The sequence below is a fragment of the Saccharopolyspora oryzae genome (genome assembly GCF_027853915.1).
GTDB lineage: Bacteria > Actinomycetota > Actinomycetes > Mycobacteriales > Pseudonocardiaceae > Saccharopolyspora > Saccharopolyspora oryzae.
Genome location: NZ_JAQGLA010000028.1, coordinates 60,182 through 75,092, shown reverse-complemented (window position 1 = coordinate 75,092; position 14,911 = coordinate 60,182). Strand labels below are relative to the sequence as shown.

Sequence of the window (14,911 nt, the reverse complement as noted above, 5' to 3'; positions counted from 1 at the left end):
GGGGCCGGGTCCCGGCGCACACGACCTTCAGCGGCCCAGGCCTTCCAGGACTTCTGCGTTCGGGAGTTGGGCCAGGACTTCGCCCGGGGTGATGAGCTTGCTCCGGCGGACGCCGCTGCCGACCACCACCGCCGGGGCCTTGGCCACCTCGGCGTCGACCAGGATCGGCCAGTCCGCGGGGAGGCCGAACGGGGTGATCCCGCCGTACTCCATGGCGGTCAGCTCGACCGCCTCGTCCATCGGCGCGAAGGACGCCTTGCGGACGTCCAGTCGGCGCTTGACCACACCGTTCACGTCGGCGCGGGTGGTCGCCAGGACCACGCACGCGGCGTAGCGGACCTCGCCGGACCGCTTGCCCGCGACGACGACGCAGTTCGCCGAGAGCTCCAGCGGCGAGCCGTACTTCTCGCAGAACGCAGCGGTGTCCGCCAGGTCCGGGTCGATCTCGGTCGCCCCGATGCGCGCGTCGTCGAGCTCCCGGACCGACTCCGCGACCGGGGCGGCGAGCAGGTCGAGGCGCTCCAGCGCCGATGCGACGTCCAGCGTTCCCGCGGCCAAAGACCAATCAGCACCCATGCCACGACGATACGAACCGCCGCCGGGCAGCAGTCGTTCAGGCCAGGAAGTCGACCAGCAGGCGGCGCAGCTCGCGGCGGTGGGTGAGCATCGGCGCGGGCGAGGGGAAGATCTCCAGCCGCGCGCGGGCGAAGGCGGCGGCCACGGACTTGGCCACCTCGGCCGGATGCAGGGGGTCGTCGGTGGCCCCGACGACGAGCACGTCGGAGTTGGCCGAGCTCAGCGCGGACGCGTCCGCGAGCGGTGCTTGCTCGGGCAGTTCGCGGAGCGCGTCTTCGAGGCGGAGCAGCGCGTGGGCCCGCTGCTCGACGTAGTCCCCGAGTTCGGCGCCCGGCGGCAGGTCTTCCGCGACGAGCTTGCGCAACTGCGCGCCGTCACCAGCGGCGACCGCGTCAGCGAGGCGTTCGAAGGACCAGTTCGCTGCGATGCTGCGCGGGCGGTCCAAAGCGGCCGGGAGCAGCAGCGCCAGCCGCTCGAACCGGTCCGGGTGCTCGGCCGCGATGCGGGTCAGCGCACCTGAGCCCATCGAAACACCGACCGCGCGCGTCGCTCCGACCTCGTCGGCGACCGCGAGGACGTCCGCCGCGATCGACGAGTAGTTCCAGTAGCCGGACGGGGCGTCCGGGGCCTCGCCGTGCCCCGGCAGCATGACGACGACCCGGGTGCCCGGGAGTCCGGAAGCGGGGATGCGGGCTTCGCCCTCGGTGGCGCCCAAGCCGTGCACGACCAGCGTCACCGGCCCGCCGCGGCCGTGCGTCGCCCAGCGCGGAGCCACTACCAGGACCGTCCCTGGATCTCCCGCACCTTGGGGCGCACGTCGACGATGTACACCAGCGAGGCCACCAGCCCGGCGATCCAGATGATCCCGTACGGGCCGCGCTGGTCCAGGATCAGCAGCAGCGCGGCGGCACCCGTGATGGCCAGCCACTTCACCTTGTTCAGCTTGTCCACAGCGGTGAACGCGTCGGGCCGCTGCAGGGCAGCGTGCACGAACGCGAAGACCCCGACCGGGATACCCGCGAACCAGATCACCAGCAGGATCCACTGGTACAAAGCCAAGCCGGTAAACACGCCCCCACCTTACGTGCTGCGCAAGTGCGCAGGCACCCGCCGATCGGCCACACCCCAGCTCGAGGACCGCAGTTTCAATTGAAACTGTGATCGGCCGTGAGGGAGATCCGCAGTTTCAATTGAAACTGCGGAGCGCCCGGCGTCGGATCGTCGGCACCGGGCGGAAGGACGAACTCCCCGACACGTCTGGGCGTGTCGGGGAGTTCGTGATGGAGCGCGTCAGTTCTCGGTGGACTTGTCCGCGGCCTTCTTCGCCGCGGGCTTGGCGGTGGCCTTCGCGGTCGACTTGGCCGCCGGCTTGCGGGTCGCGGCCGGCTTGGACTCCTCGGCCGGGGCCGCGTCCTCCGCCGCCTTGCTGTCGGCGGTCTTCTCCGCCCCGTCCTTCGGAGCCTCGGCGGCGGTTTCGTCGGTCTTGCCGAACGGTCGGCTGACCTTGCCCAGTACGTCGTCGGCCAGGTCGCGGACCTCGCCCACGGTCTCCTCGACCTTGTCCTGCGCGGTGCCGACCTGGCTCCAGGCCTTCTTGACCTGCGGCTGGTCCTGCAGCCGGCCCAGGGCCTCCTCGCCGCGCTCGGCCAGGTAGTCGTAGAGCTGCTTGGCCGTCTGGCTGTAGGCGTCGACGCGCTTGCGCAGCTCGGCGGGGTCGAGCTTGCCGCGCAGCTCGTTGAGGTCGTTGGGCAGTTCCTGGCGGGCCGCCTCGGCGCGCTCGTTGAGCTGGCTGCGGACCTTGCTGACCGCGTCCAGCAGCGCCTGCGCAGCGAGGTCACCGGCACCGAGAGCGGCGAGCAGCGGCGTGCGGGCCTGCTCGACGGCGTCGCCGAAGGTCTTCTCGGCCTGTTCGCGCACCTTGTTCACGTCCTCGGTCTTCGGGAAACCCGGCATGGTGGTCACTCCTCGGATTGCTGGCTGTCCTCGTCCGGTTCGGTGTCGTGCTCGCGCCGGAACGAGGCGTAGATGTCCAGAAGCACTTGTTTCTGCCGCTCGTTGAGCTCGGTGTCGGCGAGGATCGCGTCGACCACCGGCCCGCTCTCGCGGCGCTCCAGAATCCCGGCCTGCACGTAGAGCGCTTCGGCGGAAATCCGCAGTCCCTTGGCGATCTGCTGCAGGATCTCCGCGCTCGGCTTGCGCAACCCGCGTTCCACCTGGCTCAGGTACGGGTTCGACACGCCGGCGAGCTTCGCCAGCTGCCGCAACGAGATCTGGGCGTTGTTGCGTTGCGTCCGGATGTAGCCGCCGAGATCGCTGACCGCCTGGTTCACGGCCTTGTTGACTGCTTTGTCCACACGTTCCACGGGCTAGCACCTCTCCGGTCACCGACCACGATACGCACGAGTGCTAGCTCTTGCAAGCACCCTGCTTGCACCCGTTCGCGGGACCGCCACATCGTGTCGAGCCACGCCGGTCGGCCACTCCCCACCCAGAGACGAGGCCAGCAGATTCGCCCATCAGCCAGTAACGCTCGGCGACGCCGCGCAGAGCCCCATCCGCCAGATCAACCCAGCTGAAGGCAACCGCTGCCGAAACTGCGCACGCTCACGAGACCACACCAACAAGACCAGTCCGATCCCACCATTGACCGCGTCGTTCAAGCATGGAGTGGGCCGATGACTTAGGCATCGACCCGCCGGCGGGTGATACGGCTCGACGCAGGACTATGCAGGAGCCGTTAGTCGTCCTCCACTTCCTCGTCTCCCTGGCTCAAGACCGAGGTCATGGTGTCGGTAAGCGGCTCCAGGGGCTTCTTCGGCCCGTACCCCAGCAACTCTTCGATGCCGCGAAGACGCCGCTTCCACTCGCTGACGGTCTCCCAGGACTCGAACACCTTCGGCCCGATGGGGTCCGTCCCGGACAGCTCGGCGAGCGCATGGGCGGCTCTAGTCGCGGAGGTCAGCGCGGAATCGAGGTTCCTCCGCTCTTTTGCGTGTAGCGGGAGGGCAAGTTCACCATCCCCCTCCCCTACCGCGGCCAGTTCCTGTCGGGTTGCGGCGACGGTCTCCTCGGCCAGCCTGGCGTCGGCACGCCAGGCAAGATCCCACTCGAACCGGATCGATTCCTGAGCATGGGCCTTGTCGATGACCGGATCGCCGTCCTCCACCATGTGGCCGTCGACCTCACCAGCGCGCGTATGGAATGCCTTGACGTTGCGGTGATCCAAGACATGGGCGCAGGCAATCGAATGCAGCATCCTCCGGCCCCCGGCGGTCGAGGCAAGCAGCGTCAGGAGTCGAGTGGGAGTGGCCCGGTAAGGCGTCTTGAGAGGCTCGGGCTTCACCCCCAGTTTGGAACCGCGGTCCCGGGTGATCAGCCCGCTCAGGATGGCCGCGGTCCCGCCGAGGACGGTTAGTTCCGCGACAGCTGCCTCATCGTCGCCTAGCGCCTTGGCGAGGACCTCATCGAGAACGCCAACCGGATCCGATCCCTTCGTGAGATGCCAGGGACGCTTCCAGACCACGTCGGTGATAGTTCCGCCGTTATCGAAGGCTCGGAGTGCCTGGTCGATGGTGTCGCTGCGGTAGGGAGACAGGATCAGCGCACCCGTGCGCTTGCCGACGAGTTGCCGGTCAGCGCGACCGAACCCGAATTCCTGGCGCAGCAGCTCGGTCATCCGCACCGCCCGTGCCCCGGCCAGAAGAACGTGCTGGTGCACCGCGGATGCCCACAGACGGTGCGGTGGCAGGCCAAGGCGGGAATGGAGATCGTCGACTCCGGCCGTGCCGACGAGGATCTCGTACTCGGAGTCGGTGACATGGCCTGCGATGCGGGCGTTGCGGTAGACCCGTCGCATGCCCTGGGAATTCTGCGCGGTTTCCGACCACGGGGTGACTCGGGTATGCAGATTGCTCAAGAGGTCATCTCGGCCGACGACAAGGTCGGGCATGGAAGCGCCGTCGTCATCCACGGCGCCGACCACCACCATGGCTGGGAAGCTAAGCGTGTGCCCCTCACGGCGAGTCGCCTCGGTGAGCGGCTCCTCGGCCAATCCAGCCCTGACGCGCTCCGCCATGGCCGCCACCGCATTCCGAGTTCTGCGCAATTCGGGCGCACGGCGGGGGGACTTCCTGTCAACCGAACCGATGACGGCAGCCACGCAGGCGCGTACGGCCTCGTGGATGTCGCCGCCGGTCCTGGCAAGCCACAGGCTGATCAGCCGGCTGTTGCCGTCGCCCGCGACGAGATAGGTCTCCCCCGTTCCGTCGTCAAACAGCACCCGCACCAGGAACAACGTCAGAGGTTCCTTAACCCCTTCTTGGAGGATGCTGTCGGTGTAGACGTTGCGCCGCTTGGAATCGGCTTCGTAGGTGCTGACCATGCTGTCGTACACGGCCTCGGCTAGAGCCCGCCGATCGCGCATGCGGATCGTGAGAATCGCCAGGGGACGTTCGACTCCATCGCCGTCGTCCACGTGAAGAGTGCTGTAGGCCGGAGGCTGCCCGTCCGCCTCGGGATCCATCGCAGTCAGGATGGTGTCGCCCCAGCGCCCGTTGATGATATCGGGCAGCAGCAAGAGGTCGAGATACCGGCGGTGCGGTCCGACCAAATACAGGGATCCCCCTGCGACCGGCTTATGAACGAGAAGGTTGACGCCATCGTTCACGCTGGCGAGCGCCTTCAAGTGGGAGGGGTCCACGGCGCCGAAGGTGATAGCACTCCTGGCCTCGTCGTCCAAGGCGCGCTCGCAGAGCGGGTTGGCAGCCAGGGCCTTCCAGGCACCACGCAGTCTCGAGAGCGGCTCTGGGGCCTTCGGCTCATCAGGACGGCGAGTCAGAGGCGGGACGGTCGATTCGTCGTTAGCGTCGAAGGCCCCGACCAGGGTGGTGGTCATCAAATCGTCCTCTTCGGAGGTAGCGCGCCTCGGAGCGAATCTCCTCACCGTTGACGCTGGGCATCAACGGCCGCTGCGCGCCTCCCAAGGGCGGCGTGCGTCGTCACGTCCCGGGTCCGGTTCACATCTCCGGCCCCGCTCGGTTCCGACCGGCGTTCGGCGGAGTCAGGTGAGCCACTGGTCTCGCGGACAGAACCGCGTGGTGCAGTGCCAGCAACTCATCACACGCAGCTCAACAAGTCTGACGTGTGCGATTCCGGTTTATCCGGAGCGGTTGCGCCGATCATGTAACCACCTGTCACATGATCATCGCTCAGTGTGATCTTTCTGCTCCGTGATTGTCAACTTCATATGCAAGCGGCAGCCGTCTCTGACCGACCATGAGCTCAACGCGGTCAATTACCACCCAAACGCGGACTGCAAAGAAACTTCCAATACCTCCCCTAGGGCTGCCACTTCCCGTCGAGCTGGTCACCCACAAACGCCTGCACGCAGTCTGAATGTTGCTGCTATTCGCACGAATCAGGCCCTGCTCCGCGGTTCGTGGAGCAGGGCCCGGGGTCACTCCTGGCTGGCGCACATGCAGAACGGGTGGCCGTCCGGGTCGGCGTAGACGCGCCAGCTGGAGGTCAGCTGGTCGGGCGGCTGCGGGAGCGGCGTGGCGCCGGCCGCGATCGCGCGCTCGTGGCCCTCTTCGAGGGTTTGCACCCGGATGTCCAGGTGCATCATCTGCGGCACGTCGCGGCTCGGCCAGGTCGGCGGGCGGTAGCCGGGGTCCCGCTGGAAGGCCAGCGGCGCACCGCCGTCGGGGTTCGCCAGCTCGACCCAGTAGTCGTCCTCGGTTTCGGACTCGTCGATCTGCCAGCCCAGCAGGCGGCCGTAGAACTCGGCCAGCTTCCGCGGGTCCGGGCAGTCGATCGCGAACGCCGCGAGTTTGAGCTCGGTCATCGCTCCTCCATTCAGTTCAGGCAGCCGCGCGGCGGGGGTCCGGGGTCGACGGCCGCGCCGGGGCTCAACTCCGCCGAGGCCTTCGCCCACCAAACGGCGAACCGGTCCAGCCAGCGTGGCCGAAGCCTGCCGCCCTCGCTCAGCGCTCGGTCGAGCTCCGTCCGGCGGGCCGCTGCGACGGACAGCGCGTGCCCGGTGTCCTGCGGCTCGATCTGAAGCGGGTTCATTCCGAACTCCTAACCGCCAACACTGATTTATCGGTTACTAACCAGCGTATGAACTATGGCGGTTACAGAGACTCGCCGCAACCCCCTATTGGCTTACGATGGTGTTCGTGAACAGCAGAGCTGTCGCTCCGGAGGCGGTCCGACCACCGACGCTGGAGGCGGTCGAACTCGACTTCGATCACGACATCGAGCTAGTCCTCGCCTTCCTCAACACCTACGACGTGGACGAAGGCGTCGAACGCCTGGACGATCTGGACCAGTGGCAGCAGTGGTGCGCGGACCGGGGCCTGGGGGTGGCCTCCGACGTCGAATCGGCGCGCGAGATCCGCGATTCCATGCGCAGCGCTGTCTCCTGCGACGGGCTGCCTCCGGAGCTGACCACCGCGTGGCCGGTGCAGGTCCGCCTGCAGCAGGGCATACCCGTGCTGACCGGCACCGATGCACTGGGAACCGTGCTGGTGGCGGCGGCCCGCCTGGCGCACACCGGGCACTGGGACCGGATCAAGATCTGCCCGGCCGAGGACTGCCTGTGGGCGTTCTACGACCGGTCCCGCAACCGCTCCCGGACCTGGTGCTCGATGCGGGTGTGCGGGAACCGGGAGAAGGCCCGTTCCTGGCGGGAACGCCACACCACGTCCGCCTGAACGCCCGGGAGGCGTGCCGGTTCCAGGCAGCGCCTCCCGGGCGCGGGACCCCGCAGGTCAGAAGAACAGCTGGGAGATGCTGTAGATCGCCAGGCCCGCGAGGGAGCCGACGACGGTGCCGTTGATCCGGATGAACTGCAGGTCGCGGCCCACCTGGAGCTCGATCTTGCGGGAGGTCTCCTGGGCGTCCCAGCGCTCCACCGTGTCGGTGATCAACGTGGTCAGCTCGTCGCGGTAGTTGGACACCACGTAGACCGTGGCGCCCTCCACCCAGCCGTCCACCTTGGCCTGGATGTCGGGCTCCTCGACGAGCCTGCGGCCCAGCGAGCGCAGCCCGTCGCGGACCCGGACGCGCAGCTCGCTGGACGGGTCCTCGGCCGCGTCGAGCAGCATCTTCTTCGCGGTGCCCCAGGCCGAGGCGACCAGGTTCTGCACCTCGGGGTGCTCCAGCACCTGCTGCTGGATCTGCTCGGCCTTGGCCATCGTCCTCGGGTCGTGCTGCAGGTCGTCGGCGAACTCGACCAGGAAGCGGTCGACGGCCTTGCGCATCGGGTGCTCGGGGTCGGTCTTGACCGCCCAGGCGAAGGACAGCACCTCGACGTAGATCTTGTCGGCCACCATGGCGTCGAAGAACTTCGGCGACCAGGACGGCGCGCGCTGGCTGACCACGCGCAGCACCGTCTCGTGGTTGTCCCGCACCCAGTCGTAGGCCCGGTCGCAGACCAGGTCCACCAGCTTGTGGTGCGAGCCGTCGGCGAAGACCTGCGACAGGATCCGCCCGAGCGGCGGGCCGAACGGCTGCGCGAGCACCTTCCGCACGACCGCCTGCTCCAGCACCGCCTGCACGTCGTCGTCGCGCAGCACCTGCACGGCGCCGCGCACGGCGGTGGCCAGCTCCGAGGTGACGCGCTCGGCGTGGTCCCCGTCGTCGAGCCAGCCGCCGAGCCGCCTGCTGATCTCCGCGCGGCGCAGCTTGTCGCGCACCACCTGCTCGGACAGGAAGTTCGAGCCGACGAAGTCGCCGAGGCTGCGGCCGATCACGTCCTTGCGGGTGGGGATGATCGCGGTGTGCGGGATCGGCAGCCCGAGCGGGCGCCGGAACAGCGCGGTGACCGCGAACCAGTCCGCCAGCGCACCGACCATGCCCGCCTCGGCAGCTGCTCGCACGTAGCCCGCCCACGCGGCGCCGTTGCTCTCCTGCCAGCGGGCGAAGATGTAGACCAGCGCCGCGAACAGCAGGAGCCCGCCGGCGACGGCCTTCATCCGCCGCAGGCGCCGGCGCTTGTCAGTGTCGGAAACCGATGTGGGCTGCACATATCGATTGTGGCAGTGCTCGACCAGTGCTCACGCCGTCGGCGAACCGAACGTGCCGCCCACCGCGCCGTTCGCCCTGGTGGGAGCCCGTGCGAGTACCACTCCTCGGACGGCTGCGAGCTGGATCCGCATTCGGCCTGCCATTTCGACTAGTGTCGGCAGACGTGCGTACTCCAGCCCTCACCACCCGGTTGCGCCCGTTCACCGCGACGATCTTCGCCGAGATCACCGAGCTGGCCAGGAAGACCGGCGCGGTCAACCTCGGCCAGGGTTTCCCGGACACCGATGGCCCCGAGAGCATGCTGCGGGTCGCGCAGGAGGCGATCGCCAACGGCGTGAACCAGTACTCGCCGGGCATGGGCGAGCCGGAGCTGCGCGCCGCGATCTCCGAGCACCGCGCAGCGCGCTACGGCATCGAGCACCGGCCCGAGGACGAGGTGCTGGTCACCTGCGGCGCCACCGAGGCGCTGACCGCCGCGCTGATCGCGCTGGTCGAGCCCGGTGACGAGGTCGTGCTCATCGAGCCGTACTACGACTCCTACCCCGTCGCGATCGCGATGGCCGGCGGCGTGCGCCGGACCGTCGCGCTGCGGCAGGGCGAGGACCACCGCTTCGAGCTCGACCTCGACGCGCTGCGCGCCACCGTCGGGCCGCAGACCCGCGCGCTGGTGCTGAACTCGCCGCACAACCCGACCGGCACCGTGTTCACCGACGCCGAGCTGGCCGCCATCGCCGAGGTCTGCCGCGAGAACGACGTCATCGCCATCACCGACGAGGTCTACGAGCACCTCCTCTACGACGGTCTCGAGCACCACCCGCTGGCCACCCTGCCGGGCATGGCCGAGCGCACGCTGTCGATCTCCAGCGCGGGCAAGACCTTCAACGCCACCGGATGGAAGATCGGCTGGGTCTGCGGACCGGCCGAGCTGGTCGGCGCGGTGCGCGCGGCCAAGCAGTTCATGACCTTCGTCGGTGGCGCCCCGTTCCAGCCCGCGGTCGCGCACGCGCTGCGCAACGAGCTCGACTGGGCCGAGCAGCTCCGCCAGAACATGCAGCGCAAGCGCGACCGGCTCGCCGAAGGACTGACCGACGCCGGCTTCGACGTGCTGCACAGCGAAGGCACCTACTTCATCTGCGCCGACGTCCGGCCGCTCGGCTTCGACGACGGCGAGCAGCTGTGCCGCTCGCTCCCGGAACGCATCGGCCTCGCCGCGATCCCGGTCCAGGTCTTCTGCGACAACCCGGAACCCGCCAAGCACCTGGTGCGCTTCGCGTACTGCAAGAAGGACGAGGTCCTCGACGAAGCAGTCCGCCGCCTCCACAAGCTCCGCTGACGATCCCGGGACGCCCGCAGGTCGGCTCACCCGCTCGGGGAAGTGGTCATCGATCACCTCCATATCCGAGGCAGACGAATCCTGATTCGCCGTGTTCGGCTTGGGCCGCGGCGAGCGCTTCGGCCGGTGCGACTCCGCCGCGCAAGGCCCTGTGCAGCGACATCATCACGCCGACCGTTCGCTCGTCGGGGACCGGGACGACGCTGGCGATCACCGTCGCGGTGCCGCGGCCGAGCAGCGTGGTCGCCAGGCCGCTGAGCTGATCACCTCGGCTGACCGCGGACCGGCCCACGTCGCAGGCCGACAGCACCACAGTGGCCGGACCGCGGTGCAGCCTGTCGAGGTCGTAGGCGTAGAGCGGACCGTCCGCGAGGTCCAGGCAGGACAGCAGCGGCTGGTCGTCGCGGAACCTGCCGTGCGCAGCGATGTGCACCACCGCAGCGCCATCCACAGTGGACAGAAGTCGATCGGTGATCGCAACTTCGCCGACCAGCAATCGACCGCCCGCCGCACCGTGCAGCGCCCGCGCCTCACGCTCCGCGTGGCGCAGCCCGGGGCCGGCGATCCACACCGCCGAACCCGCCGGATCCGCAGCACGCGCGTCCTGCGCCGCACGCAGCCAGCACCGCACGGACGGCGACACCGTGACGCCCCGACCTCGACAGGCCGGCAACGCCGCCCAAGGCAGCACGTGCAACCGCCCGGTCGGAACCACCACCAGCGGACGCCCCCGTTCGAGCGCCGGCAGCACCGGGTCCAGGAGCTGGGCCTGCAGCTCCTCCGCCGCCTGCCGAGCTCCGTACTCGAACATCGGTGCAGCACGCGGCGCCGTACCGCTCGCCTGCCTGGCCAGCAGGTGCCGAAGTCGAGCCGCTTGCGCGTGCGCATTGGACTCCGGACCGAGCACGTGCAACCGAACCTTCGCATCCACAATGGACACGGCGAAAAGCCTGCCGCGGTAGGAGCAAAGGCTCAGCAGCGCGGCGTCACCGAGCTCGGCCGCCAGCTCGTCCAGCCCGGACTGCATCGGCAGCCCGCTGGTTCGGCCCTCCACGAGGATCGCCCGGTGGCGGACCTGCTCCTCCAACCCGGCGACTGCCCGCAGCGCCTGCTTCGGATCCCGCGTGCGTTGAGTCCCCTGCACCGCGGAACGCAATCGCACCAGGGCCGAGTTCAGCTGCGGATCCACCGGTGGCCGCAAGGCCCGGCGGTGCAGGGCACTCGCCCGGGACCGCTCCGTCCAGCGCAGCACCAGTTCGGGATCTCCGCTGCGCAACGCGGCACCGACCGCGAGATCACCGAGCTCAGCGGCCAGTCCCGCGGTGTGCACGCGCAGTTCGAAGGCCGCCATGTCGGAGATCTGACCGTCCACAGCGCGCAAACCACCCTCGCACGCCTCGAACAGCCGCTCGGCGTCATCGTCCTGCTCGGCCAGCAGAGCTTCGGCCAACCACCCCAGCGCACGGTGCTGCGGAGGCGACTCGACGACTTCCCGCAACGGCGCGCACATGGCGAGCAATTTCCGGGACGCCGCGCGCATTCCCGCCCGCGCCGCGCATCTGGCCGCGGTCAGCCGGAGTTCCGCGGCCAAGCCGGTCCAGCCGAACTCGGCGCACGCAGCAGCCGCTCGCCGCGCCGCCGACAAGGAGTACCGCGAGCACTGGCCGGCGCGCAGCTTCGCCTGCCACACCACGGCTGTCGCCAACGCCGCCCACGCCGGACGGCGCTGCGTGCGGAACAGCCGACGCGCGCTGGTCGCCGCCTGCACCGCGGCGACCAGGTCGTCGACCTGCAACGCGCAACTGGCGAGCGCCAGCCTGGTCTCCGCGAGCCGCCCAGCCCTGCCGCACGCCGCCAGCCGATCCGCCGCCTGCTCCATCACCGCTCGCGCATCGGCGGTCAACCCGGCCGCGGCCAACGCCTCCGCGCGATCGACCAGCGCTTCCGGACTCGACCGCACGTCCAAGCCGGCCGCGACGGCTTCCTCGAACAGCCGCAACGCGCGCGGCAGGTCACCGGCCCGGAACGCGACGCAACCCCGGTTGTGCCGGCACCCCGCCGCCCGCGCGGCCTGACCTGCTGAGGCGAAAACCCGTTCCGCTGCGGCGAGATCCGATTCGGCAGCCTCCAACCGGTTCTCGTACAGGTTGGCCAGACCACGGCCCATCAGCGCGTTGGCCATCCAACGGCGGTCGTCGTCGGCCGTCAGGCTGCGCAGCGCCCGGGTCAGCTCGGCACGTGCCTCGCGGTGCTGATCGCCCTGGCAGTGCAGGAGTCCGCGCAAGCACGCCGCGCGCCCCTGCTCGGCAGCGGACAGCTGGGGCTCCGCCGCCACCAGGTTCGCCCAACTGGCGTCGACGTCGCCGCGCTCCAGCTCGATCCACGCCAACGTGAGCTGCAACTGCCCGGCCAACCGCCACCGCTCCGCGCGGCGCGCAGCGGTGAGTCCGAGACGGGCGTGCCGGTGCGCCTGCCGCACCCGCCCCTGCTCGACCGCCGCCAAAGCCGCGATGTGGCGGGCCAGCGCGCGCAACTCGCCGTCCGCATCGGACAGCAGCTCCACGGCTTTGCGCATCGCGTCATCCGGCGCCGAGCTGGCATTGTCCCGCCACCAGGTCGCGGACCCGATCCGATCCGGCGGTGCCACCGCCGCCCCGGCGCTCAACAGACCAGCCAATCCGCGACGGCGGGCTCCGACCGCAGCGGCCGGAACACCACGCTCAGCGGACCGCGCGGGACATCTCCCACCCGGAACGCACCGTGCTCGTCCAACGAGCCCGCGCACTCGCCGACCCGGTGCCGCAGCACCACGTCCCCGGCCGGCGGTGCGCCGCCCGCTCGGTTCAGCACCATGCCGGACACCTCGTACCGGTCCTCCTCGACCGGGAGCAGGTCCAGCTCCAGCACCCGGCCCGGCATCGCGAAGGTGAGCACCCGCGGCTCCGGCGGACCGATGGAACGCACCTGGGCCAGCGACTCCGCGGAATCCCCGATCAACTGCAACGCCACCGGATCCCGGTAACCCGACCGGCGCGACATCGCCGCGTACGCGCCCGCGAGCGCCCGCTCGGGAACGGGATCGCAGGACTGGAACAGATCGCGCAACCCGCGCAGCTCGCTCGGCAGCTGCGGATTCATCCCGCCACCTCCTCAGGCACGTCGGCGGCGAGCATGCGCCGCCGCAACTCCGCCAGGCACCGGCTCTTCTTCGGCCCGATCGTGCCGCGCGGCCACCCCAGCACCTCGCTGACCTGCGCGTAGCTCGCCTCCGGCGCGACCGCCAGCACCCGCAGCAGCTGCTGGCAGCGCTGCGGCAACTCGGCGAACGACTGCGCCAACCGCGAACTCGTCAGATCCCGCAGCACCTTGTGCTCCGGATCCTCGGCGTGCTCGGCCACCGCGAGCGCCTCGGAATCCAGCCCCACCGGCGATTCCCGCTTCCGAGCGCGGTGCAACCGCAACGATTCCCGGCGCGCGGTCGTCACCAACCACGCGGACAGCGATCCCGGATCGCGCAGCCGATCCAGGTTCTCCGCCAGCAACAACCACGTCGCCTGGCAGACGTCCTCGGCATCCGCGGTGCTCGTGGTGAACGCCCGCGAAACACCCCAGACCACCGACGCGTTGCAGTCCACCAACTCCTGCCACGCCCGCTGATCACCGGCCGCCGCCCGGCGCAACAGCACCGCCCCGGCACCGGTCTCCCCGACCTCCTGCACGACCTGCTCCTCCCCGCTCTCGATCTTTCGGCCCCCGGGTAATAGAGGAGCGAGCAGGCCGTACAGATTCACTTCGCGCCGATTACCGCTCGAACGGGTAGTCCTGGCGAACGATTTCGAGTGCTTCTGCCGGAGTCCGGCCCTCGTGCAGCGCGGTGGCAGCAGCCGCCGCCACTCGCGGCGCGGCGAAGGACGTCCCGCTCCAGCTCGCATAGCCGAAGTTCCGGACACCGCCACCGGCCATCTGGACGAAACTGCTGGTCACATCAGCGCCGAGCGCGGCTGCGTCGACCCAGGGCCCGAAGTTCGAGAACTCCGCCACCGCGCCGTCCGCCCCGGTCGCGGCCACGCCCACCACCGACGGCAGGGCCGCGGGCCAGAACGGCCTGCTCCGCGCCTGGTTCCCGGCCGCCGCCACGACGACCGCGTCCGACCAGTGCTCCAGCTCCTCCCGCAGGATCGGCGGGCATTCGTCATCGGCGGTGTGGCAGCCGGCGGTCAGCACCACTACGCCGATGCGCTCACCCCGCGCGGCAGCGGCCAACCGCAGCGAACGCAGCCCGGCCACCACCGTGTAGTCGTCGGTGAAGCCGAGCGAGGAGAGCACCCGCTGCGTCCGCAGCACCGCTCCCGGCGCGTGCTGCAGCAGCACTCCGCTGACGAACGTCCCGTGCCCGGCCTGCCGGTCCTGACCTGCGTCGTCGTCGGCGTCGAGCTCTTCCGGCACCGCCTCGAACCACGGCCGGTCCCGGAACCACGGATGCGGATCGCAACCGGTGTCGAGCACCCCGACCACCACCGCCGGATCCCACTGCACCGCGGGCGGTTCCGGGATCGGAGACGCCGCCTGCGCTTCCGCACCGGTGCCGTACATAACGGGTGTTCCGTACATGACCGGGCTTCCGAAGTGCACGTGGTTGGCCGCGGCACCGCTGGTTTCGCGCGCCACGTCGACGCACCGATCCCGCTCCGCGCCCCGCAACCGCACCCTGGCCAGCAGCAGTTCCTCGTCGTGCTGCACGTCGTCGACCCACCTCCGGCACCGGTCGAGCACCGGGTCCAGCGACGCCGCCGAGGTGATCAGCTCACCACGCCGGACCAGGCATTCACCGCTCCCGCCCGGATCGTGCAGCAGCAGGTCGTGCCCGTAGGCCGCCCACAGCTGCCGGAGTTCACCGATCCCGAGTTGAGTTCCGCTCCCTTGATCCACAGCGGACACTGTGCCCAGCACGTCGTCCGTCCACAGCGGACACGC

General features: G+C 69.8%; 15 protein-coding genes. 2 read left to right on the top strand and 13 right to left on the bottom strand.

All coding sequences use genetic code 11. The features are described from left to right. Positions 1-27 precede the first annotated feature (27 nt). The 8 genes from OU415_RS18635 to OU415_RS18600 all read right to left on the bottom strand — a co-directional run bounded on the left by OU415_RS18635 (position 28) and on the right by OU415_RS18600 (position 6,645). Positions 28-576 carry a YbaK/EbsC family protein gene (locus OU415_RS18635; RefSeq protein ID WP_270950145.1) on the bottom strand — a complete coding sequence of 183 codons (549 nt, stop codon included), beginning with the start codon at positions 574-576 and terminating at the stop codon, positions 28-30. A gap of 37 nt (positions 577-613) precedes the next feature. Beyond that, entirely contained in the window at positions 614-1,351 is a 738-nt protein-coding gene (locus tag OU415_RS18630) for an alpha/beta fold hydrolase (RefSeq protein ID WP_270950144.1), read from the bottom strand. Next, positions 1,351-1,647, bottom strand: coding sequence for a DUF2516 family protein (locus tag OU415_RS18625; protein WP_408641866.1), 297 nt, complete (start codon positions 1,645-1,647; stop codon positions 1,351-1,353). Before OU415_RS18625 ends, OU415_RS18630 begins: the two co-directional genes overlap by 1 nt. Positions 1,648-1,866: 219 nt before the next feature. Then, positions 1,867-2,529 carry a hypothetical protein gene (locus OU415_RS18620; protein WP_270950143.1) on the bottom strand — a complete coding sequence of 221 codons (663 nt, stop codon included), beginning with the start codon at positions 2,527-2,529 and terminating at the stop codon, positions 1,867-1,869. A gap of 5 nt (positions 2,530-2,534) precedes the next feature. After that, positions 2,535-2,939: a helix-turn-helix domain-containing protein gene (locus OU415_RS18615; RefSeq protein WP_270950142.1), complete on the bottom strand. Its 405-nt coding sequence runs from the start codon at positions 2,937-2,939 to the stop codon at positions 2,535-2,537. Positions 2,940-3,313: 374 nt separating this feature from the next. After that, positions 3,314-5,470 (bottom strand): hypothetical protein, encoded by a 2,157-nt coding sequence (locus OU415_RS18610; protein WP_270950141.1) that lies wholly within the window; start codon positions 5,468-5,470, stop codon positions 3,314-3,316. Between the two features lie 561 nt (positions 5,471-6,031). Further along, entirely contained in the window at positions 6,032-6,418 is a 387-nt protein-coding gene (locus OU415_RS18605) for a VOC family protein (RefSeq protein WP_270950140.1), read from the bottom strand. Between the two features lie 11 nt (positions 6,419-6,429). Further along, a complete protein-coding gene (locus OU415_RS18600; protein ID WP_270950139.1) occupies positions 6,430-6,645 on the bottom strand; it encodes a hypothetical protein in 216 nt (71 codons plus the stop codon). Positions 6,646-6,743: 98 nt separating this feature from the next. On the opposite strand from OU415_RS18600, the gene OU415_RS18595 reads away from it, so the two are divergent. Continuing rightward, a complete protein-coding gene (locus OU415_RS18595) occupies positions 6,744-7,289 on the top strand; it encodes a CGNR zinc finger domain-containing protein (protein ID WP_270950138.1) in 546 nt (181 codons plus the stop codon). 57 nt (positions 7,290-7,346) lie between these two features. On the opposite strand, the gene OU415_RS18590 is transcribed toward OU415_RS18595, so the two are convergent. Next, on the bottom strand, positions 7,347-8,552 hold the full coding sequence (locus OU415_RS18590) for a DUF445 domain-containing protein (RefSeq protein WP_270950137.1): 1,206 nt from the start codon (positions 8,550-8,552) through the stop codon (positions 7,347-7,349). A gap of 215 nt (positions 8,553-8,767) precedes the next feature. Here OU415_RS18590 and OU415_RS18585 point away from each other — a divergent pair, with 215 nt between their 5' ends. After that, a complete protein-coding gene (locus tag OU415_RS18585; RefSeq protein ID WP_270950136.1) occupies positions 8,768-9,937 on the top strand; it encodes a pyridoxal phosphate-dependent aminotransferase in 1,170 nt (389 codons plus the stop codon). A gap of 46 nt (positions 9,938-9,983) precedes the next feature. On the opposite strand, the gene OU415_RS18580 is transcribed toward OU415_RS18585, so the two are convergent. The 4 genes from OU415_RS18580 to OU415_RS18565 all read right to left on the bottom strand — a co-directional run bounded on the left by OU415_RS18580 (position 9,984) and on the right by OU415_RS18565 (position 14,866). Next, positions 9,984-12,512, bottom strand: a complete 2,529-nt coding sequence (locus OU415_RS18580; RefSeq protein WP_270950135.1) for a CHAT domain-containing protein — start codon at positions 12,510-12,512, stop codon at positions 9,984-9,986. Positions 12,513-12,598: 86 nt separating this feature from the next. Further along, positions 12,599-13,075 (bottom strand): hypothetical protein, encoded by a 477-nt coding sequence (locus tag OU415_RS18575; RefSeq protein ID WP_270950134.1) that lies wholly within the window; start codon positions 13,073-13,075, stop codon positions 12,599-12,601. Then, positions 13,072-13,656, bottom strand: a complete 585-nt coding sequence (locus OU415_RS18570; protein WP_270950133.1) for an RNA polymerase sigma factor — start codon at positions 13,654-13,656, stop codon at positions 13,072-13,074. Before OU415_RS18570 ends, OU415_RS18575 begins: the two co-directional genes overlap by 4 nt. An 82-nt stretch (positions 13,657-13,738) precedes the next feature. Next, positions 13,739-14,866 (bottom strand): S8 family peptidase, encoded by a 1,128-nt coding sequence (locus tag OU415_RS18565; protein ID WP_270950132.1) that lies wholly within the window; start codon positions 14,864-14,866, stop codon positions 13,739-13,741. Between the last annotated feature and the right edge of the window lie 45 nt (positions 14,867-14,911).

Excerpts from the sequence above, each read along its gene's own strand:
- OU415_RS18635 (WP_270950145.1), bottom strand. The coding sequence starts at position 576 with ATGGGTGCTGATTGGTCTTTGGCCGCGGGAACGCTGGACGTCGCATCG.
- OU415_RS18620 (WP_270950143.1), bottom strand. The coding sequence starts at position 2,529 with ATGCCGGGTTTCCCGAAGACCGAGGACGTGAACAAGGTGCGCGAACAG.
- OU415_RS18610 (WP_270950141.1), bottom strand. The coding sequence starts at position 5,470 with ATGACCACCACCCTGGTCGGGGCCTTCGACGCTAACGACGAATCGACC.
- OU415_RS18605 (WP_270950140.1), bottom strand. The coding sequence starts at position 6,418 with ATGACCGAGCTCAAACTCGCGGCGTTCGCGATCGACTGCCCGGACCCG.
- OU415_RS18600 (WP_270950139.1), bottom strand. The coding sequence starts at position 6,645 with ATGAACCCGCTTCAGATCGAGCCGCAGGACACCGGGCACGCGCTGTCC.
- OU415_RS18595 (WP_270950138.1), top strand. The coding sequence starts at position 6,744 with ATGGTGTTCGTGAACAGCAGAGCTGTCGCTCCGGAGGCGGTCCGACCA.
- OU415_RS18590 (WP_270950137.1), bottom strand. The coding sequence starts at position 8,552 with ATGAAGGCCGTCGCCGGCGGGCTCCTGCTGTTCGCGGCGCTGGTCTAC.
- OU415_RS18580 (WP_270950135.1), bottom strand. The coding sequence starts at position 12,512 with ATGCGCAAAGCCGTGGAGCTGCTGTCCGATGCGGACGGCGAGTTGCGC.
- OU415_RS18575 (WP_270950134.1), bottom strand. The coding sequence starts at position 13,075 with ATGAATCCGCAGCTGCCGAGCGAGCTGCGCGGGTTGCGCGATCTGTTC.